18 protein-coding genes are annotated in these 23,600 nt (G+C 38.1%); 16 read left to right on the top strand and 2 right to left on the bottom strand.

What is annotated here, in order from left to right; all coding sequences use genetic code 11:
* Position 1: 1 nt before the first annotated feature.
* From J2Y40_RS05780 to J2Y40_RS05765, 4 genes are all read left to right on the top strand, one after another.
* Positions 2-445: a low molecular weight protein-tyrosine-phosphatase gene (locus J2Y40_RS05780; protein WP_153391210.1), complete on the top strand. Its 444-nt coding sequence runs from the start codon at positions 2-4 to the stop codon at positions 443-445.
* Positions 446-529: 84 nt separating this feature from the next.
* On the top strand, positions 530-1,228 hold the full coding sequence (locus J2Y40_RS05775; RefSeq protein WP_153391211.1) for an SAM-dependent methyltransferase: 699 nt from the start codon (positions 530-532) through the stop codon (positions 1,226-1,228).
* A gap of 161 nt (positions 1,229-1,389) precedes the next feature.
* Entirely contained in the window at positions 1,390-1,734 is a 345-nt protein-coding gene (locus J2Y40_RS05770; RefSeq protein ID WP_153391213.1) for a hypothetical protein, read from the top strand.
* A gap of 21 nt (positions 1,735-1,755) precedes the next feature.
* Positions 1,756-2,175 (top strand): hypothetical protein, encoded by a 420-nt coding sequence (locus J2Y40_RS05765; protein WP_153391215.1) that lies wholly within the window; start codon positions 1,756-1,758, stop codon positions 2,173-2,175.
* A gap of 57 nt (positions 2,176-2,232) precedes the next feature.
* Here J2Y40_RS05765 and J2Y40_RS05760 read toward each other — a convergent pair whose 3' ends face one another.
* The gene (locus tag J2Y40_RS05760; RefSeq protein WP_153391217.1) at positions 2,233-3,084 is read right to left on the bottom strand and encodes a DUF4349 domain-containing protein; all 852 of its coding nucleotides are present in this window, start codon (positions 3,082-3,084) and stop codon (positions 2,233-2,235) included.
* A 328-nt stretch (positions 3,085-3,412) separates the two neighbouring features.
* Here J2Y40_RS05760 and J2Y40_RS05755 point away from each other — a divergent pair, with 328 nt between their 5' ends.
* The 7 genes from J2Y40_RS05755 to J2Y40_RS05725 all read left to right on the top strand — a co-directional run bounded on the left by J2Y40_RS05755 (position 3,413) and on the right by J2Y40_RS05725 (position 12,802).
* Positions 3,413-4,258, top strand: coding sequence for an AraC family transcriptional regulator (locus J2Y40_RS05755; protein WP_153391219.1), 846 nt, complete (start codon positions 3,413-3,415; stop codon positions 4,256-4,258).
* 89 nt (positions 4,259-4,347) lie between these two features.
* On the top strand, positions 4,348-5,658 hold the full coding sequence (locus tag J2Y40_RS05750; protein WP_309997695.1) for a TolC family protein: 1,311 nt from the start codon (positions 4,348-4,350) through the stop codon (positions 5,656-5,658).
* Positions 5,659-5,683: 25 nt separating this feature from the next.
* Entirely contained in the window at positions 5,684-6,802 is a 1,119-nt protein-coding gene (locus J2Y40_RS05745; protein WP_153391223.1) for an HlyD family secretion protein, read from the top strand.
* A 102-nt stretch (positions 6,803-6,904) separates the two neighbouring features.
* Positions 6,905-8,497, top strand: coding sequence for an MFS transporter (locus J2Y40_RS05740; RefSeq protein ID WP_309997693.1), 1,593 nt, complete (start codon positions 6,905-6,907; stop codon positions 8,495-8,497).
* Positions 8,498-8,823: 326 nt separating this feature from the next.
* Positions 8,824-11,034 carry a TonB-dependent receptor gene (locus tag J2Y40_RS05735; RefSeq protein ID WP_153391227.1) on the top strand — a complete coding sequence of 737 codons (2,211 nt, stop codon included), beginning with the start codon at positions 8,824-8,826 and terminating at the stop codon, positions 11,032-11,034.
* Positions 11,035-11,078: 44 nt separating this feature from the next.
* The gene (locus J2Y40_RS05730) at positions 11,079-11,954 is read left to right on the top strand and encodes a siderophore-interacting protein (protein WP_394349955.1); all 876 of its coding nucleotides are present in this window, start codon (positions 11,079-11,081) and stop codon (positions 11,952-11,954) included.
* 143 nt (positions 11,955-12,097) lie between these two features.
* On the top strand, positions 12,098-12,802 hold the full coding sequence (locus J2Y40_RS05725; RefSeq protein WP_153391229.1) for a bifunctional 2-polyprenyl-6-hydroxyphenol methylase/3-demethylubiquinol 3-O-methyltransferase UbiG: 705 nt from the start codon (positions 12,098-12,100) through the stop codon (positions 12,800-12,802).
* Between the two features lie 83 nt (positions 12,803-12,885).
* Here J2Y40_RS05725 and metG read toward each other — a convergent pair whose 3' ends face one another.
* Complete coding sequence (gene metG, locus J2Y40_RS05720; protein ID WP_309997691.1) at positions 12,886-14,922, bottom strand: methionine--tRNA ligase; 2,037 nt, start codon at positions 14,920-14,922, stop codon at positions 12,886-12,888.
* Between the two features lie 331 nt (positions 14,923-15,253).
* On the opposite strand from metG, the gene J2Y40_RS05715 reads away from it, so the two are divergent.
* From J2Y40_RS05715 to J2Y40_RS05695, 5 genes are all read left to right on the top strand, one after another.
* Positions 15,254-17,983, top strand: coding sequence for a SusC/RagA family TonB-linked outer membrane protein (locus tag J2Y40_RS05715; protein ID WP_153391232.1), 2,730 nt, complete (start codon positions 15,254-15,256; stop codon positions 17,981-17,983).
* A gap of 12 nt (positions 17,984-17,995) precedes the next feature.
* Positions 17,996-19,609: a RagB/SusD family nutrient uptake outer membrane protein gene (locus J2Y40_RS05710; RefSeq protein ID WP_309997688.1), complete on the top strand. Its 1,614-nt coding sequence runs from the start codon at positions 17,996-17,998 to the stop codon at positions 19,607-19,609.
* Positions 19,610-19,624: 15 nt separating this feature from the next.
* Positions 19,625-20,731, top strand: coding sequence for a SusE domain-containing protein (locus J2Y40_RS05705; protein ID WP_153391236.1), 1,107 nt, complete (start codon positions 19,625-19,627; stop codon positions 20,729-20,731).
* Positions 20,732-20,810: 79 nt separating this feature from the next.
* Positions 20,811-22,967: a glycoside hydrolase family 97 protein gene (locus J2Y40_RS05700; protein WP_153391238.1), complete on the top strand. Its 2,157-nt coding sequence runs from the start codon at positions 20,811-20,813 to the stop codon at positions 22,965-22,967.
* Positions 22,968-23,053: 86 nt separating this feature from the next.
* Positions 23,054-23,566 (top strand): hypothetical protein, encoded by a 513-nt coding sequence (locus J2Y40_RS05695; RefSeq protein WP_153391240.1) that lies wholly within the window; start codon positions 23,054-23,056, stop codon positions 23,564-23,566.
* The last annotated feature ends 34 nt before the right edge of the window (positions 23,567-23,600 follow it).

The following is a 23,600-nucleotide window of genomic DNA, read 5'->3' as shown; positions in this document are numbered from 1 at the left end:
TATGAATATTTTGATGGTTTGCCTGGGGAATATCTGCAGAAGTCCTTTGGCAGAAGGAATTATGAAAGAAAAGCTCGGGAATGGGGTAATTGATTCCGCAGGAACAATATCACTTCACGAAGGAGAGCATCCTGATAAAAGGGCTGTTAAAACAGCGGCCAGTCATGGAATTGATATCTCAAAACAGAAGTCCAGGCCCATTACCAACGCAGATTTTGAAAACTTTGACAAGATCTACTGTATGGATATTGATGTGTATGAAGACGTAATTTCAAAAGCAGGAAATGAAGAGCAACGCCAAAAAGTTTCTCTGTTTCTGGAAGCTTTAGGTGACCACAAAAATGCAGAAGTTCCAGATCCTTACTGGGGCGGAATGGATGATTTTGAAAACGTTTTCCAGCTTTTGGATAAAGGATGTGACGCCATCTTAAAACAGATGAAATAAAAGGGGGAAATTGTATCTGTTGCTTAATATTGAACCACTATTTTTTTATTCCCTCACTTAAAAAACGAACTATAAAACAATAAAATGCTTTTTTTACTCCCAGCCTACCTTTCGGAAAATACTTCTATCACTCATTTCTCACCTGTGATAAAAGAATATATCATGCAAACCGATTATTTCTTTGTAGAAAATGAAAAAACAGCCAGAAAAGTCGTTAAATTCTTTGCTCCTGAAAAGAAACAGTCAGATCTGAAACTGTTTTTACTGGATAAGTACACCGAAAATGCAGATATTAAAGAAGCGCAAAATCTGATGTTGAAAGGACAGGATTTCGGGTTACTTTCCGAAGCCGGATTACCTTGTATTGCCGATCCGGGAAACCTGATCGTAAAATGGTGCCACGAGAAAAATATCAGAATAATTCCTATTTCCGGACCTTCATCTATTATCCTTGCGCTGATTTCAAGTGGATTCAACGGGCAGGAATTTACCTTCCACGGTTATCTGCCGATTGATAAAAGTGAAAAGAAAAAACAGATTCTTCATCTGGAAAGCCTGGTGCAGAAAACAGGGTATTCGCAGATCTTTATGGAAACCCCATACAGAAATAACCAGCTTTTTGAAGACCTGACAAAATTCCTTTCCCCCAATACCAAACTCTGTATTGCAGCCAATATCAATGATCCTGAACATGAATTTATTCAGACCAAAACCATAGCCAACTGGAAGAAAGCCCTGCCAGAACTGCATAAAGTTCCGGCTGTTTTTGTTCTCGGAAAATGATTTATGCTGTATGAAGTATAAGATGAAAGTTTGGTTTGAGATATAATCTGATGTGTTGCATGAAGTTGAAAATCTTTGACTTTTTGGCATCGTGATCTGAAAAACTTAGTTAAAAGGCTAACGCTCAAATTTCAAACCTCAAATCTCAAATCATTCAAAGCATGAATAACGTACAAAATTTACATACAGAGGAAGAAGATGCTGTACCATTTGGTACTTTGATTGCCAATGATGTTGCAGATCAGCTGCAGAACGGTCATTTTTTAGGTTATCGTCACCGTGATTACTGCGGAATGGGAATGCAGTCAGATGAAAACCAAAGGTTTTTCTACGGAGAAATATATGATGGTGATCTTAATAACCCGAAAATATTTGAAAATAGGGATCTGTTTGTTTCCTGGCTTTCCATGCAGTCCACAGCTTCATTGGCTCGGCTGGATGATGAAGAGTTTTATAAAGGGAATCAGGTAATCACAAGAAAACGCCTGTTGGAGTTCATTCAATAAAAATATATAACAATCTCTGCTATGGAAAAACTGACTACTTCAATGATTCTGCTAAGTGTTGCACTTTTCATGATTTCCTGCAGTCCTGATGCCGCAAAAAAGACAAAATCAGCAATATCCAATGATGTAAAGAAAACAGAACCTCTTTGCTGGAAGGATATCAGGGCCGGAGAACTTCCCCCGGCAGGTGCTTATGATGCCATCGACAGTCTCGTGAAAAAATGGGATCTATGTTACGAAAGGATAGAAACCGGATGCGATATAACCGACAGCACCCGGAAAATTCAAAAAGAAGCAGACCGTACCAATGAAGTCTATTTCAAAAGTCTTGAGAAAAAACTGGGCAAGAACTGGAAACAGCATTTTGATAAGGAACTGCGTGTATCAGACAGCATCAACTGGATAAAAATCAGTGAGCACATCAGGAGTATGAATGAATGATATCGTTAAAGTTAGTTTATCTTTATTGCTGCTTTTTAAAAACAGAATCTGCATGATTTATTTTTTTCTTCGTGCTTTCCATTTTCTCCAGAGAAATACTACTAAAGGAATAAACAAAAGGAAAGGCCAGAAAGAAACAATCCCCAGGAGGAAGCCTACAAAACTGTTCCAGCCTTCTGTAAGAGAATCGGAAAACCTGCTTCCAAATCCTATTTTTGAAGTGGTGGAGCTCCTTGCCTTTTCCTTATACAGAGAGAGCTCCAAAGTGCTGTAATTGACCCGGTCGTCAATAAAACGCAGTGTGCCTTCAGCCACATCAATTTCATCTTCCAGCCCACGGATTTTCTCCTGAATTTCAAGTATGTCTTTTGTAGTGGATGCATTTCTGAGCAGATCACGGTACTTTTCAAGATAGATTTTTTTATTGGCCAGTTTTATTGAAACATCAGTATATTCCTCAGTAACATCATTGGAGGAAATATTTTTAGACAGGATAGATCCCACACCGTCCGAGAAAGAATTGATAAGCTTATCAAAATTCTGATGGGGAACACGGATCATCATAGACAGGTTTTCGTCCGTATCGGTATTCCGAAACTGTTCCTGTTGAATATAGGCGTTACTTTTCTTTAGGATCTCTGCAGTTTGGTTTTGTGCTTTTTTCAGGTCACCTACTTGAATGGTCATTTTCCCGTTTTTAATGATCTTTTTAGAGATCGTATCTGTTTTATGATGGCTTAATGGTGGAGCAGGCATATTTTCGTCTGAATCTGTTTTCGCAGAAATAGTAAGATGATTGGTCATTTCTTTTTCCAGAGGAGGATCTGCCATTGTGACTGCTTGGGGATCAGATTGGCTGCAACTCATTAATATAATACTTAATGATAATGCTGAAAATATTTTTTTCATGGTTAAGTTTTTATGAATATTAACAAAAATCATACTTAAATGCTTTTTTTTATTGTAAGATGTTATTGTTTTTATAGAAATTGTTGCGTAATATGTATTGCGTGGTTGAGGTAAAAAATCTGCGCAATCCACGAGAAAAATAAAAAACACACCAATACTGTTTTCGTAAACGCAAAACCTGATTTATAGGCATTACTGATTAAATGATTAAAGAAACGCGACTTCATCATTCATGAAGCTTGCTGCTAAATGTCCGCTTCATGGAATCAATAGAGTTGATCCTACGTTTTGCGTGGTAAGTTTGCAATATATTGGTTACATTTGTGCTATGTCTGCACTAGAAAAATTCGGGGTTGAAATTTTTACCCAGCATAATATTTTCGAGAGAATTTCTGCGGATAAGCCTTTCCGTCCGGAAAATCCTGCCTTTATCTTTATCAAATCAGGATCTATAAAACTACGTCAGCATTTCAGTGACCTGGAGCTTTCTGCGAATATGTTTATGGTAACTGATCCACAGACTATTTATGAAATGGTTTCCGTGAGTGATGATTTCCAGTCCAGGATGGTTTCCTATAAAAGAGAATTTATTTCGGCATTATCATTGAAATTCAACAGACTGATCACCTACCGTTATTTCAGACAGCAGATGAATAAAGGAGTTCCTTTTCCGGAGGATGAAATGGAAGTGGTCTGGAAAAGTGTTAATTTCCTGAAATATATTTTAGATTCCGAAACGGAAATGCTGTATAAAAAAGAGATGGTGGAACATCTGTTCTCTGTTTTTTGCTACCAGATGGCCGGTATTATTTCTAAAGAAGACAACTATTCCATGAACCAGATGTCCAGGCAGGAGGAAATTGTTTTTGTTTTTCTTACCGATCTTGCAGAACATCATCTTACCGAAAGAACCGTGGAATTCTATGCCGAGCGCCAGTCGATTACAACCAGACATCTTTCATCAGTGGTAAAATCCATTACCGGAAAATCAGCAAGCCAGATCATTGCTTTGATCGTAATGAATGAGGCGAAAGTACTTTTAAACTCTTCCAAAAAACCGGTTTCTGAGGTGTCGTCTATTCTCGGATTCAGTGATCAGTACTCGTTTTCGCACTTTTTTAAAAAGCATATGGAAGTGAGCCCAAGCCAGTACAGACATCAGTTTGAAAATTAAAATCTTACATTTGAACATCTTTTTCCAATAATCAAACATTTGTTTGAATTATGAACTGCTGTAACTTTGTTCCCGTAAAACAAGGTACAATGACAAAGAATGTAAAAACGGCACTATCATTCGTGATAGCTCTATTCCCTGTGCTGTTTTTTTCACAACAGACGCGGGAAATGACGGCAGATGAAGTCGCCGAAATGGCAGTACAAAACCATCAGCAGTTAAAAGTTTCCGCTCAGAATATAGACATTGCCAAACAGAATACTAATGTGGCAAAGCTTCAAAAGCTTCCTACCGTTACGGCTTCTACGAGCCAGTTCTATTTAGGAAATGCGGTAGCTATTGATAAAGACTTTTCAAATTCCACCAAAGTTCCGATGCCTCACTACGGAAGTTCCTATGCGGTACAGGCTACCCAGCTGATCTTTAAAGGTGGATTGGTAACTAAATCTATTGAGGTAGCAGGTCTCCGTGAGCAGCTTTCTGAACTGGATCTGGAAAAAAACAGACAGGATGTGAAATTTCTCGTGATTTCCAATTATCTGGATGTGTATAAGATTATGAACCAGGAATCCGTATTTCAGAACAACAAAAAACTGGCTCAGGAACGTCTCAAAAATATTCAGAAATTCTATCAGCAGGGAATGGTAACCCGAAACGAGGTGATCCGTGGCGAATTGGCCATCAAAAACCTTGATCAGGGAATCCTTACGCTGGGCAATAACAGAAAAATCCTGAATTATAATCTAAATATTGCATTAGGACTTCCGTCTGACACAGAGATCATCCCCGTGGAAAGCTTAACGGATAAAGAATCGGGAATAGGAATGGATTACTACCTGAATCTAGCCCATGAAAGCAATCCCCAGCTTAAATCTGCCCAAAAGAATATTGATCTTGTCAGCAAAAATATTGAAATTATCAAAACAGATCAAATGCCGACCCTTGCCGGATTTGGAGGCTATACGCTGCAACGTCCAATCACCACAAGAAACCCAGTTCTGGATATGTATTCCGGAGGATGGCAGGCAGGAGTTTCTTTAAGCTATAATATCGATAACCTTTACAGAACAAAAGAAAAAGTGAAACTCGGTGAGCTTCAGAAAACCCAGGCCGGAGATGCAATGACCCTGGTACAGCAGAATGTGGATATGGCGATAAATGCAGCTTATGTGAAATACCAGGAAGCTATTCAGCAGGCGGAAATCCTTAACGATTCTAAAAGACTTGCAGAAGAAAACTATAAGATTACAGAAGCAAAATATCTGAACCAGCTGGCAGTACAGGCCGAAATGATTGATGCCCAGAACCAGAAACTTCAGTCTGAGCTGGATTATGCCAATGGAGAGATCAATGTACTTTATCAGTATTATAATCTTATCAAAGCTTCGGGAACACTTTAATCTTTTAAAACTGAAAAACAAAACAATGGAAAACAAGGAACAAACTACTCAAAATACACAGGCAGCTCCGGCACAATCGGCTGCTTCCGATAAAAAGAAAAAGAATAAAACCAATAAAATCCGCGCTATTATTTCGAATATTATCGTTTTTCTGGTGATAGGATTCGGGTTGTACTGGCTGGTACGTGAATATTTCCACATTGGAGATAAAACCTATACAGAGGCAGCTCAGGTGGAAGAGTTTATAAACCCTATCAATACCAGAGTTTCTGCTTATATCAAAGAAATAAAATTCATCGAACATCAAAGAGTAAAAAAAGGTGATACGCTGGTTATTCTGGACAAAAACGAAATTCTGACCCAGCTTGGGCAAGCAGAAGCAGCTTACCAGAATGCAATGGCACAAAGATCAGCAACAAGTTCATCCGTTAATACGGTTTCTAACAATGTTAATGTGATGGAATCCAATATTGCAGGTGCAAAAGCAAGATTATGGAATGCAGAGCAGAACCTGAACCGATATAAAAACCTTCTCGCTGCTGAGGCTGTAACAAGACAGCAGTATGACCAGGTAAAAACAGAATATGATGCCCAGAAAGCAGCTTACGAAACGCTGGTTAATCAAAAGCAGTCTGCCAATCTTTCTACAACAGAGGTAAAAAGCCGTCTGGGGATTAATGATGCAGAGATCAAAAGAACAAAATCAGCCTTGGATATGGCGAAAATCAACCTTTCCTATACCGTCATTACAGCTCCTTATGACGGAGTAATGGGAAGAAGAACAATTGCCGAGGGACAATTAATTCAACCCGGCCAACAGGTAGCCACGATCGTTCTGAACGGTCAGAAATGGGTAACCGCTAATTTCCTTGAAAGACAGATGCCGAACATAAAAATCGGAGAGAAAATGATGATGACTGCTGATGCTTTAGGCGGAAAACAATTTGAAGGGATAGTAACTGCGGTTTCAGCGGCTACCGGATCCAGATATTCGAGCGTTCCGACTGATAACTCTACCGGAAACTTCATCAAAGTACAGCAGAGAATTCCTGTAAGAATAGAATTTACGTCTTCCAATAAAAAAGAAGATCTGGATAAACTGAGCGCAGGGATGAACATGAACGTAAATATTAATAAAGACTAGAAGATGCAGGATATCAGATTCCAGACATGATGCGGTGCGAAATGCTAACGCTGAATATTGAAAGTCTGTCATCTGATATCTGAAATCAATCATCTAAAAAGTATGTACAACAAAGGACTATATAACGACTGGGTACCGAAACCCGTACAGCTGCTGCTGATCGTACTGCTTCTTGCAGTGGTGATGCCTCTTGGCGGTGTGTACACAGGGAATATCAGCTATCTGGTGAGCGGTACCGGAGCTCTTACAGAATATTTTATGTGGGCCAACTATGCGACCACAATCGGTATGGGAGCCTGTATGCCTATTGTTCTCAGAATGAAGATGAGATTCAAGGTGAGAGATAAAATGGTGCTCCTCTTGGTGCTTTTAGGGCTTATGAGCTATATCAATGCAACGACTTTACAGCCTATGATCTTTGTATTTACGTCTTTACTGATTGGATTTATGAAGATGATGGTCACCATAGAACTATTCCTGCCGTTGATGATGATGATTGGAAACCGTGGAATGTTTTACGGAGTATTCTATACATTTGTTCTGATCATGAACCAGGTAGCAGTTTATTATGCCGCAGAATTCTCCCTTTTGTATAACTGGCAGCAGTTTTATTTACTGACATCGGTTTTATGCTTTATATTGGCACTTATTCACTGGGTTTTTATGCATAATAAATATTTCGCATTGAAAGTTCCTCTGCATTATATCGACTGGCTGAGTATTTTACTGTTCATCTCCACCTTTATGTTTTCGGCCTATGTATACTCTTTCGGGAGACAGCAGGACTGGCTGAATTCAAAAAATATCATTAATGCCAGTATAGCTGCTTTTGTAAGTTTTGCATTGCTGGCCATCCGTCAGTCAACGCTGAAACGGCCTTACCTGTCCTTTAAAATATTCACCAAAAATAATGTACAGCATGGTTTATTTATGTTGTTCTGGCTGGGAATGTTTTTAGGAACGGCATCTCTTCAGAATACTTTTGCGGTAGGAGTTTTAGGATATGATCAGCTCACGAATGCCAGACTCAGCATGCTGATGGTTCCGGGCATTATTCTAGCAGGCGCAATTGCTATATTCTGGTTCAAAAAAGAAAAACCGTTAAAAATGTACATTTTTTCAGGGTTTGCTGCGATGATAGGATATGCTATAATTATGTACTTTTCTATGGTATTGGAATTCAGTTATGACAACTGGTATCTTCCGATGTTCTTAAAAGGTTATGGAATGTGCTCATTATTTATTTCCGTTTGGTTCTATACGTTGGATAAACTTGAAATGGATGAAATGCTGGCCGCTATCGGATTGGTGCTGGTTTGGAGAACTTTCCTGGCAGTAGGTATTTTTTCAACCTTATATTCATGGTTTCAGTACAGATTTCAGGTGGCAGCTGTAGGAGATCTCGCGGTATATATGGATGGGATGACGGTGACCCCTCAGAATGTTGCAGCCAATATGAAGGGCATTCAGCTGAATGCCATTATTATTGCCACTAAAAAGATCTTCGGATATATTATCCTGACAGGTTTTGGGGTGTTGTTGTATGTAATTACCCATCATTTCGGGGCAAAACGTTTCCAGTATATGAGATTTGTGAGAGTTATCGGAGGTAAATCTGTCATTGCCAGAAGAAGACTAAAAGAAAGAAAAAAAATGTTAGAAGAAATAAAAGACGCAGCAGGACCTGCGGTTTAAAAATACCTTGTTTTTCACCAGTAAGATCCCGGACTTTGTTCAAAAGTCGGGATCTTACGTTTTTTATGAATGAGGTATTTTTAAGATCTGCATAATCTGCCAGATCAGCGAGCGAAAATATAAAAGGATTATGTATTGAAGTTGAGTTTTACCACACAAAATTTTCATTTCTAAAACTGCTGATTTTAATGTTTCATATAAATTTTAAACAGACTCTAAGGATGAACAATACCCTCTGGAAAATATGAAAAATTTCATACTGAATTGTTTTTATTTAGAAAGAATAAAAATTAAATTTGACGCATTATAAAACTTGAAATAAAAGAATGAAAAAGCAGTATGCGTTAATAGGATTATTAGCTTCGGGAATGATGTTTTCCCAGACCGTTAATGACTCTATAGCCTCTAAAGGTATTGATGATGTGGTGATTGTAGCCTCCCGAAAACCTACAAAAATCTCTGATATTCCGGGAACCGTTTGGGTGGTACAGAAAGAAAAAATTCAGGAGCAGGCCAAAAGCGGAGTTCCTATCAAAGAAATGCTTTCTATCCTGATTCCGAGTATGGATATTGGTCCTCAGGGAAGAACCAATTACGGACAGAATATGAGAGGACGCTCTGCGTTGGTTATGATAGACGGGGTTTCCCTGAACAGTATCCGCGCAATCAGCAGACAATTGGACGCTATTGACCCATTTAATATTGAAAGAATAGAAGTTCTTTCCGGAGCAAGCTCTATCTATGGAGGAAATGCTACAGGAGGAATTATCAATATCATCACCAAAGCTCCCTCTAAAAACGGAATTAGCGGAGAAACGGAAGTAGGGGTAAGAACCGGATTTATGGGGAAAGATGATCATGATTTCCGTGCGGCACAATCTATTGCAGGAAAAGGAGAGAAACTTTTCGGAAGGCTGGGAATCGCTTACCAGCAGAATGGAGGGGTGTACGGAGCAGACCAGAATCAGGTGATTACCGATATTACGCAAACCGATCTTCAGTATAACCAGTCCATTGATATTCTTGCTACAGGAGGTTATAAATTTAACAACAAGCATAAAATTACAGCGTCACTTCAGTATTATAATTCTAAATTTAATGGTGACAGAAGTCTTTATTTAGGACAGAGTCTGAGCGCTTTTACCACAAAAAATGCGTCCTTACTGGAAATGCGTGACGGTTTTTCATCAGACAAAAATGTAGGAACAGAACGTTTTATGGGAACCTTGGCTTATAATGCTAACGGTATTTTAGGTGGACAGGATCTTTATGTACAGCTGGCGGCAAGAGGAGAGAAGCTTGGGTTCTATCCTTTCCCGGGAACAGTAGCACTTCAAAGTGGGCCGATTGCCTATATGTCTTCTTCACAGCAGGATACGTATTATTCAGGGATCAAGGCATTATTGTCAAAATCCTGGAGAACCTTGAACGTAACGTATGGAGTAGATGTAGATCTGGAGAAATTCGAAGGAACACAATCTGTTTATGATCTGGCCAAAACCATGTCGAGCGGTGGTTTAATCAACGAAACAAAATACAGTCTGGGAAGATATCCTACCAATCATTCGCAGAGCTATGCAGGATATGTTCAGGCAAAATATGATATCCTTCCAAAACTTCAGATCAATGCGGGAATCCGTTACCAGAATATCAAAGTAAAAGTAGATGATTTCGTAGGTTCCGTACAGCAGACTCAGGTGGCTATGGGCTACGGAAATTCAGCATCTGCCATTCCGGGTGGTGAGAGTTCATATAATGTAACCCTGGCGAATGCAGGTCTGTTATATAAATTCAATGAGCAGCACCAGGCATGGGGAACATTTTCACAGGGAGTAAGCCTTGCAGACCCTTCCAAGTATTATGGAATCGGAACGTATAAACTGGTCAATAACAACTGGGACGTAGTTTCCAGTATCAATGTAAAGCAACAGCCTCTTCAGGCGATTAAAACCAATCAGTTTGAAGTAGGGTATCGTATGAACAAAGGCGGATTCAGAGGGCAGATCGCAGGTTTCCTGAGTAATTCTGATAAAACAGTGACGGTTGACAGAAAGACATTCCAGATCCTTGTTAATGATCTTAAGCTGAGAAATATGGGAATAGAAGCAGAAGTTTCCTATTCTATGAATAATGGAGTTTATTTCGGGGCCAGCGGCCTTTTAATCAAATCGGAAGTAGATAATCAGGGCGAATGGCAGAAGCAGGAAATTTATAATGCTTCCCCTTCAAAACTGGTCACTTATATAGGTTATAATGTTAAAAACTGGTCATTCAGATTCCAGTCGCTGCAAAACTTCAAGCTGACGGATGATCTGAAAAATGAAATTGACGGTTATAATACTTCAGACCTTATGGTAGGATACCGTTTCCCTTGGGGTAAATTCAATCTGGGAATCCAGAATGTATTCAATACAGATTATCAGACGATATGGAGCAAGCGTTCCCAGGTGTTGTATTCTACGTACGGACTTCCTGAGCTTTTTAATTATAAAGGAAGAGGAAGAACATTCAACCTTTCCTATACCTTTAATTTTTAGAAATTTAAATTAAGCTTCTTAGCCTTGATTTAAATTCATCAAATATGAATACAAATCCGGTTTCTGTGATCATCGGAAACCGGATTTTAACTTTTAAAATTTCAGTTATGGCTAAAATTCAAACAGGTCGCATTGTTGTAGAAATGACCAGAAAAGAGTATATCACAGACCATTTTATCAGGGTTTATCTGTATTCTCCGGATGTCCATCTGTTTAAGAATACTACGATTGGTGATAACAATAAGATTGCTGTTCCGCCGGCTGGTTTAAACGAAATCCATTTCCCGGAACTGGATGAGAGCAGACAATGGGTCTATCCGCCTAAAGAAGTTGCTCCTGCAGTGAGAACCTACACCCACAGCGGAATTGATCTCGAGAAAAATGAGCTGATCATTGATTTTGTGGATCATGGCGACGGCGGCCCTGCATCGAAATGGGCCCGTGAGGCAGAAGCCGGCTCAAAGCTGGGAATCATGATGAGAACAGAAGAAAAAGAGCTCTGCCCCAAAGCGGAATGGTATCTTCTGGTGGGTGACGCAACAGCGATTCCTGTTCTGAGTGCTATTCTGAACACCCTGCCGGAAACAGCGAAAGGCGTCTGTATCCTTGAAGTTCACGGAAAAGAGGATGAGCAGATCATTCAGACAAAAGCCGATATTGAATTCATATGGTTACACAACACAGAACCTCATAGCAGCAGCCAGATGGCCGATACCGTAAAAAGTATTGCCATTCCTGAAACTACAAAGTTTGGATACATAGCCACGGAATTTTCAAGTGTTAAAGAAATCCGTACCTATCTCAGAAAAGAAAAAAACTGGACTGCAAAGGAACTGAATGCTTATTCTTACTGGAAAGCAGGCGTTGCAGAAAATGAATCAGAGAAAGACAGACATAAGGAGAAAGATTCAATGGGATAGATGAATAGTGAATTTTGCTTTGCAATGAATGGTGAATTGCTGATGTTAAATTATTAGAACTGACCAATTGCTCATTACCCATTACTTATTTATCAATTACTCATTTCCAATAAACCCGTATCTTTGCCACTTTGAAAACGACTATGAAAGATTTAATGGGTAAAGCGGTCTGGGATTATTTTCATAATGAAGATCCCGAGGATCTGCAGACAGAAACATCAATTTCGGAACTGGATGAGCTCCCGGTAGCTTATCTTTTCAGGGATTTTGAGGTGATGAATGACATTGAGCAGAAAGCTTTGAAGCTGGCGGAAGGAAAAGTTCTGGATATTGGAGCTGGAGCAGGATCACACGCTCTTTATCTTCAGAATCTGAGAAACCTTGATGTGCTGGCATTGGATATTTCACCAAAATCTATTGAAGTTTGTAAACTGAGAGGTATAAAAAAAGCGGTTTGTGAAAATATGGTGGAGCTTTCCGGGGAAACATTTGATACAATTCTGATGCTGATGAACGGAACCGGAATTTTTGAAAGTCTCGCAAAAATTGACACGTATCTTCAGAAGCTCCATTCTCTACTGAATGAAAACGGGCAGATCCTGATTGACAGCACAGATATTCTTTATATGTTTGACCGTGATGAAGATGGCGGAGTATATATTCCGGCAGAAGGTTATTATGGCGAATTAGGATATACGGTTCATTACAAAGGAGAATCCGAAAACCCGATCACCTGGTTGTATCTTGATTTTAATACCCTTAAAAATGCTGCTGAGCATAATGGTTTTAGGATTGAAAAGGTATTGAAAGATGAAGATTCTTATCTGGCAAAGCTGACAAAAAATTAGAATACTGTTTTCAGCAGATATACATAAAAAAGACACATGAAAATCAAATTTCATGTGTCTTTATTTTTTATCTTAAATATTGATTATCCTATTTCAATACCGTTCTCTACATTGCTGTCATCCGGTGTTACAAAAGATAACTTTCCATCCGGTTTGGTCGTCAGTAACAACATTCCCTGAGACTCAATTCCTCTGATTTTTCTCGGAGCAAGGTTCAGAAGAATCATCACCTGTTTCCCGATTACTTCTTCAGGAGTAAAGCTTTCCGCGATCCCGGAAACTACCGTTCTTACATCCACACCTGTATCTACCGTCAGTTTTAAAAGTTTGTCTGCTTTTTCTACTTTTTCAGCTTCAAGGATGGTTGCTGTTCTCAGATCAATTTTGGTAAAATCATCAAATGTGATTTCTTCTTTCATAGGATTCGCGTTAGGGTTGGTCTTTTTATTGTTTTGTTTCGTTTGTTCCAGCTTTTGGATCTGGGCTTCAATCACATTGTCTTCAATTTTTGAGAAAAGAAGAGAAGCTTCGTTAATTTTGTGGCCAGTTTCTATTAAAACAGATTTGTTTTCAACATCACTCCAGCTAACCTGTTCAACATTGAACATCGTTAATAGCTTTTCAGAGCTGAAAGGCATGAACGGCTCACATAACTGTGCCAAAGCAACAGCGATTTGTGCTCCGACAAATAAAGATTGTGCTGCCTTTTCAGGGCTATCCTTAATTGTTTTCCATGGTTCTTCAGTCTGAAGGTACTGGTTTCCGAAACGGGCAAGATTCATTAAAGCAGATAATGCATTTCTGAACTCATAGTTTTCAAGGAATCCTGAAATCTCTCTGGCCGCTTTATTGATTTCCTGTAATTCAGGACTGTTTATATCGCCTTGCGGAACAACTCCATCATAATATTTATGAATCAAAACGGCAACTCTGTTAATAAAGTTTCCGAAAATTCCTACCAGTTCAGAATTATTCTTCGTCTGGAAATCTTTCCATGTGAAGTTATTATCTTTAGTTTCAGGAGCTGATGAAAGAAGGGCATACCTTAGCACATCCTGCTGTCCCGGGAAATCTTCTACATATTCATGAGCCCATACTGCCCAGTTTCTTGATGTGGAGATTTTATCGTTCTCAAGATTTAGGAATTCAAAAGCAGGAACATTTTTCGGCATAATGTAATCACCATGAGCCTTCATCATAGAAGGGAAGATGATGCAGTGGAAAACAATATTGTCTTTTCCAATGAAGTGAACCAGGTCACTGTTTTCACTCTGCCAGTAATCTTTCCAGTCTTTTCCGTTCTTTTCAGCCCATTCCTGGGTGAATGAAATATACCCGATAGGCGCATCAAACCATACATAAAGAACTTTTCCTTCAGCATTCGGAAGCGGTACCGGAACTCCCCAATTGAGGTCTCTGGTCATCGCACGGGGCTTTAAACCATCATTTAACCATGATTTTACCTGACCGTAAACATTAGGTTTCCAATCATCTTTGTGGCCTTCAATAATCCATTCATTCAGGAAATCTTCATATTCATTTAAAGGAAGATACCAGTTCTTGGTTTCTTTAAGAACCGGGATGTTTCCGCTTAACATTGATTTCGGATTGATGAGTTCTGAGGGTGAAAGGGTAGAACCACATTTTTCACACTGGTCTCCATAGGCATTTTCATTACCACAGTTCGGACATGTTCCTACAATATAACGGTCTGCAAGGAATTCTCCTGCCTGCTCATCAAAATACTGCTCAGAAATTTCTTCCGTGAATTTGCCTTTTTCATAAAGCACCTTGAAAAAATCTTGGCTGGTTTCATAGTGCTTTTTAGACGTTGTTCTGGAATATTCATCAAATGAGATCCCAAGATCTGAAAACGATTTTTTGATGATCTCATGATATTTGTCTACAATATCCTGAGGGGTTACTCCTTCTTTTTTGGCTCTGATGGTAATAGGAATACCGTGTTCATCCGACCCGCAGATAAACGCTACCTCTTTTCCTGATCTTCTCTGAAATCTTGCGTAGACATCCGCAGGAATATATACACCTGCCAAATGTCCTATATGAACCGGTCCGTTTGCATAGGGCAAAGCTGCCGTAATCATCTTCCTGTTTGACATTTATAGTAAAATTTTAACTGCAAAGATAAGGATTATCTCATGAATTCTGTTGAAGCTTCTATAATAATCCTTTTTTTGAGGTTTTGAAGGCGGAGTATGTTACATTTAGTTAAACAATTGTTTAACTTTTTGTTAATGAACGAAATATGTTATGCTACGCATAGAACGATATAAATAAATGAAATTCAGATTTTTAATTTGAAAACGACGGGTAATTTACATAAAATTATCTAAAATTCACATAAAATTATGGTAATTCTATTTTTTTTATAAATTGCAAGACTGGTTTGCCAGGCTTATTAGAAAAACGAAACTAAAAAAAAACGATATTGTGAGAAATTTTACAACGGTATTAAAAATAGCGCCCGCTTTTTTATTGGCCAGTACAATAATGCACGCGCAGGCACAAGACTCTCTGCCTAAGGAGAAAAAAATTGAAGAAGTTGTATTGATCGGATATGGTAAGCAGAAGAAAACAGATTTGACAGGGTCTATAACAGCTTTGTCTTCTGCAGACTTCAATAAAGGAGCGGTAACTACAGCTGAAGGTCTTATTAACGGACGATCTTCAGGTTTGGTGATTACACAATCAGGAACTCCCGGAAATGAAGCTACCATAAGAATTAGGGGAGGATCATCCTTAAACGCAAGTAATGACCCATTGTTGGTTGTAGATGGCTTACCATTGGATGGAGTATCTTTATCAACAATTAACCCGAATGATATTGAATCATTTTCAATTCTGAAAGATGCTGCATCTACAGCTATCTATGGATCCAGAGGATCTAATGGGGTAATTCTCATCACTACAAAAAAAGGTGGCAAAAAACTTAGGGTTTCATTAAATGCTTTTACAACAGTAAATACGCTGGCTAAAAAAATTAAAGTATATTCTGGAGATGAATTCAGAAGTATTATTAACCAGTATGTTCCTGAAAAATCTAACCTTTTAGGTTCTGCAAATACTGATTGGCAAAATGAGATTTTCAGAACATCCGTTACTTCGGATATTAATGCTTCAGTTTCAGGAAGTTTATTTGGTAAGGTCCCTGCCCGTTTTTCCGTAGATAATATGGATAATTCAGGATTATTAATAACTTCAAGGTATAGAAGGTCAACAGCAAACATTGCACTAAGTCCGAGCTTCTTTGATGATCATTTAAAGTTCAATATTACAGGAACATATTCTTATACTTTCCAGAATAAAGGAAATGAAGATGCCATAAAAAATGCAATGTATTTTGATCCTACAAAACCAGTATACGATCCAAATTCACCATTCGGAGGTTACACCGAATGGACCCGGTATGATATGGAGAATGGTCAACAGGTTCTTAAATCTTATGGAGTTTCCAACCCGGTGAGTATGCTTAGGAATAAAAGTGATGTTCAGAACTTCAAAAGATTTTTCGGAAATATCAATATGGATTATAAATTCCACTTCCTTCCCGATTTAAGATTGATTGTAAATGCGGGATTGGATAGTAAGGAACTGGATGGTCATATTACAACCAACAAATATTCCAGAAACGGATATTATTCTGTTAAGAATGTATTCGGGTTTTATGGGGAGGATTCTTACACTGATGAAAGTATTCTTAATAAAAATGCTAATATTCAGTTGAATTATACTAAGACTTTCGGGAAGTTTAATCTTGAAGCAATGGGCGGATATGAATACCAAAACTATCATAAAGTAAGTTCTGCATCAGGAAATACTTTATTATACGGATTGGATCCAGATAACAACTTTTATAATCCGGATTCTAAACCGGATGTAAATTTACAGGCTTTCTTTGGAAGATTAAACTTAGGATTTGCTAATAAATATTTGCTAACCATCAACTATAGAAAAGATGGATCTTCCCGATTCAGTAAAGATAACAGATGGGGTGATTTTGGTGGAGTAGCTGCAGCCTGGAAAATTTCAGAAGAAAATTTCTTAAAAGGAAACAGCTCTATTTCAGATTTAAAATTACGAGCCAGTGTAGGAAAAACAGGACAGCAGGATATTGGCGTCTACAGATATGATTATTTTAAAACATACAATGTCTCATCAACCCTTTACTATCAGTTCGGGAACCAGTTCTATGAAATTGCAAAAGCAAACGGATACAATCAAAACCTTAAATGGGAAGAAAGTTTGAAATATAACTTAGGATTAGATTTTGGATTTTTAAATAACAGAATTAAAGGTACCTTAGACTTTTATCTTGCAGATACAAAAGACCTGTTATCAATTGTTCCTGAGGGACCTTTGGAGAATTTAAGAATTATTGGACCTAAGAACATAGGTAAACTTCAATCTAAAGGAATAGATCTGGGATTAGATGTAAAAGCCATCAGAAATGAAAACTTTACATTGAACTTTAACTATAATGTATCATACAATAAAGTTCAGATCAAAGAACTTGAAGTTAATGGGATTGATAAAGGAGGAGTTGGTTTAGGAGGATTTGTTCAGACTTTCAGAGAAGGATATTCCCCATACGCTTTCTGGGTATACCAACAGATTTATGATGGTAACGGAAGGCCAATTGAAGGAGCTTATGTAGATAGAAATGGAGATGGAGTAATTACTTCTGCTGATAAGTATAACTATAAAAAACCACAGGCGGATGTAACAATGGGGCTAATGACTAATGCTACTTTCGGTAAGAACTGGGATTTCTCTATGGGATGGAGGGCCAGCATAGGAAACTATGTTTATGACCAGATTTCTTCGGATAGAGCTCATTTGGGTAACATCAATAATACGGTAGATAATACGATCAATAATGCTCCTGTTGATTTTAGTTCAACACACTTCCTGACAGCAAACAAAATGTCTGATTACTATGTTAAAAACGGTAGTTTCTTAAAACTTGATAACGTTACACTAGGGTATACATTCAATAAATTCATTGGAAATTCTTCTTTGAGAGTGTATGGAGCTGCACAGAATGTCCTTATTATTACCAAATACAAAAATTTAGATCCGGAGGTATTCAATAATGGAATTGATAATTCAATTTATCCGAGAGCAAGAATGTTCACTTTAGGTATTAATGCTAACTTTTAATCCGTTTTTACAATGAAACTTAACAGAATAAAAATAATAAAATTAAGAAATATAGCCATTGCGGGTATTTTTCTTTTTACTACCTCATCATGTTTAAATGATCTTAATGTTGAAGTTAATGATGATGAGCTATATACATCGGAGCAATTCTATGCTAACCCTGCATCTTACAAACAATTTCTTGCAAAAATATATGCTGGATTGGCTGTAACCGGACAAAAAGCGGGAAATGGAGAGTCAGACTTGGGAGCTGAAGATGATGGAGGTCCAAATGAAGGGTTTTCCCAATATTTAAGAGCATATTGGCAGCTGCAGGAATTAACGACGGATGAAGCAATTATTGCTTGGGGAGAAAGTGATAACCCAACAATCAGAGATCTTAACTTCAATACATGGAATGCTGATAATGTCTTTAATGAAGCCTTTTTTGCCAGAATCTTTTTTCAGATAGGATTAGTGAATGAATATTTAAGAGAAACTACTGATGAAAAGTTTAACTCAAGAGGAGTTGCAGATAATTTGAAAGCACAAATCAAAACCTTCAGAGCTGAAGCAAGATTTTTAAGAGCTTTATCCTATTATCATGCGATAGATATTTATGGGAAAATGCCTTTTGCTACAGAAAATGATGCATTGCTCACCAAGCCGGTTATGCAGTCAAGAGATTTCATGTTCAACTATGTAATTAATGAACTTAATGAAATTGAAGGAGAATTACCAGCTCCCCGAATGAATGAATATGGAAGAGCTGATAAAGCAGCAGTCTGGATGCTAAAAGCTAAGCTATATCTTAATGCAAAAGTTTACATAGGTGCAGATAAAAGTACAGAAGCATTAGCAGAAGTTGAAAAAGTAACCGGATCTACTTATAAAATTGCTATGATCCCATATGCTAACTTATTCAAAGCAGATAACCATATCAATGGGGCACAGGATGAAATTATTTTTCCTATAGCTTTTGATGGAGTTAAAACAAGAACCTATGGTGGAACTACTTTTCTTGTTCATGCAAACTGTACCAATGAAGTTGGCGCAACCCTGGGGATCGATTTTGGATGGCAGGGATATAGAGTAAGACAAGAGTTTATGCAGTCGGTAGGTAATAGTGACCCTAGAGTTATGAAGGTTCCTGGAAACAATGATCCAGCCTCTATTACAGATTATTTAAAATTTGATCAGGGGACAAAACTTATTAAATTTTCTAATAAAACCTCAACTGGATCCAACGGAAGTGATGCCAACTTTGTGGATTCCGACTTCCCGCTATTCAGAATGGCAGATGCTTATCTGATGTATGCGGAACTTGCTGTAGTAAATGGAAAAGGTAATGTAGGTACTGCATTAAATTATATTAATGCACTTAGAACAAGAGCTGGAGCTCCAACTGTTCAGCAATCTGCCTTGACACCGGATTTTATATTGAATGAAAGAGCAAGAGAATTATATTGGGAAGGCTACAGACGCCAGGACTTAATTCGATTTGGAAAATTCCTTTCAGGATATACATGGCAATGGAAAGGAGGAGGTATGAATGGGTCTGACTTAACAAATAATAAATTGCTTTTCCCAATACCAAATAAATATCTTAATCTAAATAGCAATTTATCTCAAAATCCTGGGTACTAATATAAAATAACAAAAATGAAAAATTTCTTTAAAATATTCATAGCTCTTGTTATAGGAGTTTTCGCTGTATCTTGCGAAAAAGATGAAGACCAGGCTGTTTTGGGTGAAGGTACGAAGCCTTCTTTAACAGCTGATGCAACTGTGTTGGTTCTTGAGAAAGATCATGAAAATGATAAGGCCGTAAAATTTGAATGGGTTAATCCTAAATTCAATATTCAGGTTGCCTTTAATAATTCCCTTGAATTTGCTAAAGCAGGCACAAACTTTCAAAGTGTGAAAACTGTAGATGTATCTGCTCCCGATCTTAAAGTAACCTACACTGTACGGGATTTAAATAAAATAATTCTGGACGCAGGATTTCTTGCGAATGTAGCTAATCAGATTGAAGTAAGATTAAAATCTAAAATAGGGAATATTACGTTGTATTCTGAACCGGTTTCGATGACGGTAACACCGTATTTGGTAGAACTTCCGTCTTTCTATCTGGTAGGAGAAGCTTCTGCTGTGGGCTGGAATGCTTCAACAGCTCAGCTTCTTTATAAAAATGAGAACTTTTCAACCATCTATACATATTTGGAGAATGGTAAATCATTCAGATTTTTAGGACAGCAGGACTGGAACCCATTGAACTATAGTATGGACACTGCTGGAATGAATGATACCTATAAATATTTCAAAACATGGTCTTCAAATTTAGCTGCTGCACCAGCTGAAAATATTCAGTTTACCGGAGCTACAGGAATGTATAAGGTTGTTATAGATGCAGATCCTGCTCAGAAATCTATTACGGTATCCCCTTCAGCAATTAATACTTGGAATCCTGCCAATTTATATATGGTAGGAACAATAAACGGATGGAATGCCGGAGGAGCTATTGCCATGACCAATTTAGGAAATGGAAAATTTGAACATACCATTGCTCTTCCTGCCGGATCACAATTTAAGTTTTTAGGCCAGCAAAGCTGGGGAGATCTTGATTGGGGAAATATTTCAGCTGATGGAAATACAGGATATCTTGCGCCAAAAGGAAGTAATGGAAATATCACTTTTGACGGAACAGGAGGAAATTATAAAATTACTGTAGACGTGAAGCTGGGTGTTTACAAAATTCAGCCATTATAATAATTTAAGATGAAATAGTATAGTAAAGTGCTGTCTTCACGGCAGCACTTTATTTTTTTTAAGTTTATAAATAGTCATTATGAAGAAAATTACTGTTGGAGCTCTTTTGCTCTCCATGATGTTTGTAGGGGTAAAAGCCCAATCTTTAAAATCTCCGGATGGAAAATTTGAAATGAATTTCCAGCTGAAAGAAGGAGTGCCTTACTATAACCTGAAATACAACGGGGCTGTAGTAGTAGAAGATTCTAAATTAGGATTACGATTATTTAAAGACACAGCCATAAAATTCGCTTCTGAAATTGCCAAACCGGAAGATGCAAAATTCGATCTGAATAACGGTTTTGCGAAGGTAGATGAAAAAAGAGACTCCAAAAACGAAACCTGGCAGCCGGTTTTAGGAGAAAAGAAAAATTATATCAATCATTACAATGAACTGGCGGTTACGTTGAATCAGACGTCTACCGACAGAAGCATTGTAGTAAAGTTCAGACTGTTCAATGATGGGCTTGGATTCAGATATGAATTCCCGCAGCAGAAAAATCTGAACTATTTCGTGATCAGAGAAGAAGATTCCGAGATCGATTTCCCTACAGATATGAAAGCCTGGTGGATGGTTGCTGACTATGATTCTCAGGAATATCAGTATCAGGAAACAAAAGTATCTGAAATTCCTTCAAAATGGGCTCAGGCGGCAGATGCCAATGCATCCCAGAAGTTAGTCAAAAATGCTGTTCAGTCTCCGTTAATGCTTAAAAAAGAAGGCAAAGAACCTCTTTATCTAAACGTTGCTGAAGCTGCTGTATTGGATTATCCAGCTTCTCACCTTGAAGTAGATGCACAGAATTTTAAATTCAAAACCCATCTTACTGCCGACAGACAAGGCGCAAAAGGATATATTCAGACCCCTTCCGTTACCCCATGGAGAACGATTATCGTTTCCCCTAAAGCAGAAGAGGTAATGGATTCCAAAATGATCTTCAACCTGAACGAGCCGACCAAATATACCGATACCTCTTACATTCACCCTACCAAATACATGGGAGTATGGTGGGAAATGATTATTGGTAAATCTCAGTGGGCTTATTCTACAGCAGAAAACGTTCATTTGGATAAAACAGACTTTAAAAAGCTTACTCCGAACGGAAAACACGCCGCTAACAATACCAAAGTAAAGGAATATATTGATTTTGCAGCAGAAAATGGTTTTCAGGGACTTTTAATTGAAGGCTGGAACATCGGATGGGAAGACTGGTTCGGACATTCAAAAGAATTCGTTTTTGATTTCATTACCCCTTACCCGGATTTCGACATCAAAATGCTGAACGATTATGCTCATTCCAAAGGAATTAAACTGATCATGCACCATGAAACTTCAGGTTCTGCAACGAATTATGAAAGATGGTCCGATAAAGCATTCCAGTTAATGAACAAATACGGATATGATGCCGTGAAAACAGGATACGTAGGGGATATCATTCCAAGAGGAGAACATCATTATTCACAATGGACGATCAACCATTACTACAGAATTGCTGAAAAAGCAAACGAGTACAAAATCATGGTGAATTCTCACGAATCCGTACGTCCAACAGGAGAAAGCCGTACCTATCCAAACTATATTTCCGCAGAAGCAGCCAGAGGAACAGAATATGAAGCATTCGGAGGAAACAAGCCGGATCACCAGACCGTTCTTCCCTTTACAAGATGGATGGGAGGATCTATGGATTATACCCCGGGAATTTTCCAGACCAAACTGGATTATTATTTCCCTGGAGATAAACGTTTCGTAAAAACAACATTGGTAAAACAACTTGCTCTTTATGTAACCATGTATATGCCTCTTCAGATGGCTGCCGACCTTCCTGAAAACTATAAAAAGCACATGGATGCCTTCCAGTTTATCAAAGATGTGGCTGCTGATTGGGACGATACCAAGATCTTATCTGCAGAGCCGGGAGATTACGTAATCACCGCCAGAAAAGCCAAAGGAACGGAAAACTGGTTTGTAGGAGGGATTACCGATGAGAACAAACGTGAATACACGGTAGATTTCTCTTTCCTTGACAAGGGCAAAAAATATGAGGCTACAATTTATGAAGATGGAAAAGATGCGGATTATATAGACAACCCTCAAAGCTATAACATCTATAAAAAACAGATCACAAGCAAATCAAAAATTAATTTCAAAATGGCAAGAAGCGGAGGTTTCGCAATCTCTCTTAAGCCTGTAAATTAAATTTAAAATTCATATGTTTGTTATGCCCCGGCTCATTATACATTGGGAAATGGGCCGGGGTATTTATTTTAATTACTAATAACCGAATGAAAAAAAGTCTTTTGCTGATCCTTTTGCTCAGCTGTTGTTCCGTTTTTGGCCAGGAAAGAAAAAATATCGCTGCATTTGAATTGGCTGGGCATTCAGAAGCCCTGTTTTCCGCTAATTATGAGAGATTATTCTATCTGAGTGAAAGAAATAATCTTCTTTACTCTTTAAGGGCAGGAATAGGACGAAGTCCCGGCCATGACGTGCATGGGGAACATTTTAAGGGAGTAACTACAGTACCTGTTGTGCTCAGTGTATTGTATGGAGAAAAGCATTTTCTGCAAATGGGTGTGGGATATACAGCTTTATTCAGTGAAGACTTTATTGATACCTCATTAAATCCGAATGTGGTATACAAGAAATTTCAGTCGGATGTTTCTTTAAGTCTCGGATACAGGCTTATGCTGGATACAGGATTGATATGTCAGGCTTATCCGATGATTGTTTTTAAAGATAATCCGCAAAAGAAATTTGCTTTTTCATTTGGGGTAGGAATAGGCTATTCCTTTTGATCTTTTATTTAATGATAAAGTTGTTTAAACTTTT

This window comes from Chryseobacterium sp. 2987 (assembly GCF_031456375.1).
In the GTDB taxonomy this organism is placed as follows: domain Bacteria; phylum Bacteroidota; class Bacteroidia; order Flavobacteriales; family Weeksellaceae; genus Chryseobacterium; species Chryseobacterium vaccae.
This window is presented reverse-complemented; position numbering and strand designations above follow the sequence as displayed.

What these genes read in the sequence shown, in the direction of transcription:
- J2Y40_RS05735 (WP_153391227.1), top strand. Translation starts at nt 8,824, where the DNA reads ATGAAAAAGCAGTATGCGTTAATAGGATTATTAGCTTCGGGAATGATG.
- J2Y40_RS05730 (WP_394349955.1), top strand. Translation starts at nt 11,079, where the DNA reads ATGAATACAAATCCGGTTTCTGTGATCATCGGAAACCGGATTTTAACT.
- J2Y40_RS05700 (WP_153391238.1), top strand. Translation starts at nt 20,811, where the DNA reads ATGAAGAAAATTACTGTTGGAGCTCTTTTGCTCTCCATGATGTTTGTA.
- J2Y40_RS05695 (WP_153391240.1), top strand. Translation starts at nt 23,054, where the DNA reads ATGAAAAAAAGTCTTTTGCTGATCCTTTTGCTCAGCTGTTGTTCCGTT.
- metG (WP_309997691.1), bottom strand. Translation starts at nt 14,922, where the DNA reads ATGTCAAACAGGAAGATGATTACGGCAGCTTTGCCCTATGCAAACGGA.
- J2Y40_RS05705 (WP_153391236.1), top strand. Translation starts at nt 19,625, where the DNA reads ATGAAAAATTTCTTTAAAATATTCATAGCTCTTGTTATAGGAGTTTTC.
- J2Y40_RS05750 (WP_309997695.1), top strand. Translation starts at nt 4,348, where the DNA reads ATGACAAAGAATGTAAAAACGGCACTATCATTCGTGATAGCTCTATTC.
- J2Y40_RS05740 (WP_309997693.1), top strand. Translation starts at nt 6,905, where the DNA reads ATGTACAACAAAGGACTATATAACGACTGGGTACCGAAACCCGTACAG.
- J2Y40_RS05745 (WP_153391223.1), top strand. Translation starts at nt 5,684, where the DNA reads ATGGAAAACAAGGAACAAACTACTCAAAATACACAGGCAGCTCCGGCA.
- J2Y40_RS05775 (WP_153391211.1), top strand. Translation starts at nt 530, where the DNA reads ATGCTTTTTTTACTCCCAGCCTACCTTTCGGAAAATACTTCTATCACT.
- J2Y40_RS05755 (WP_153391219.1), top strand. Translation starts at nt 3,413, where the DNA reads ATGTCTGCACTAGAAAAATTCGGGGTTGAAATTTTTACCCAGCATAAT.
- J2Y40_RS05770 (WP_153391213.1), top strand. Translation starts at nt 1,390, where the DNA reads ATGAATAACGTACAAAATTTACATACAGAGGAAGAAGATGCTGTACCA.
- J2Y40_RS05725 (WP_153391229.1), top strand. Translation starts at nt 12,098, where the DNA reads ATGAAAGATTTAATGGGTAAAGCGGTCTGGGATTATTTTCATAATGAA.
- J2Y40_RS05780 (WP_153391210.1), top strand. Translation starts at nt 2, where the DNA reads ATGAATATTTTGATGGTTTGCCTGGGGAATATCTGCAGAAGTCCTTTG.
- J2Y40_RS05765 (WP_153391215.1), top strand. Translation starts at nt 1,756, where the DNA reads ATGGAAAAACTGACTACTTCAATGATTCTGCTAAGTGTTGCACTTTTC.
- J2Y40_RS05760 (WP_153391217.1), bottom strand. Translation starts at nt 3,084, where the DNA reads ATGAAAAAAATATTTTCAGCATTATCATTAAGTATTATATTAATGAGT.
- J2Y40_RS05710 (WP_309997688.1), top strand. Translation starts at nt 17,996, where the DNA reads ATGAAACTTAACAGAATAAAAATAATAAAATTAAGAAATATAGCCATT.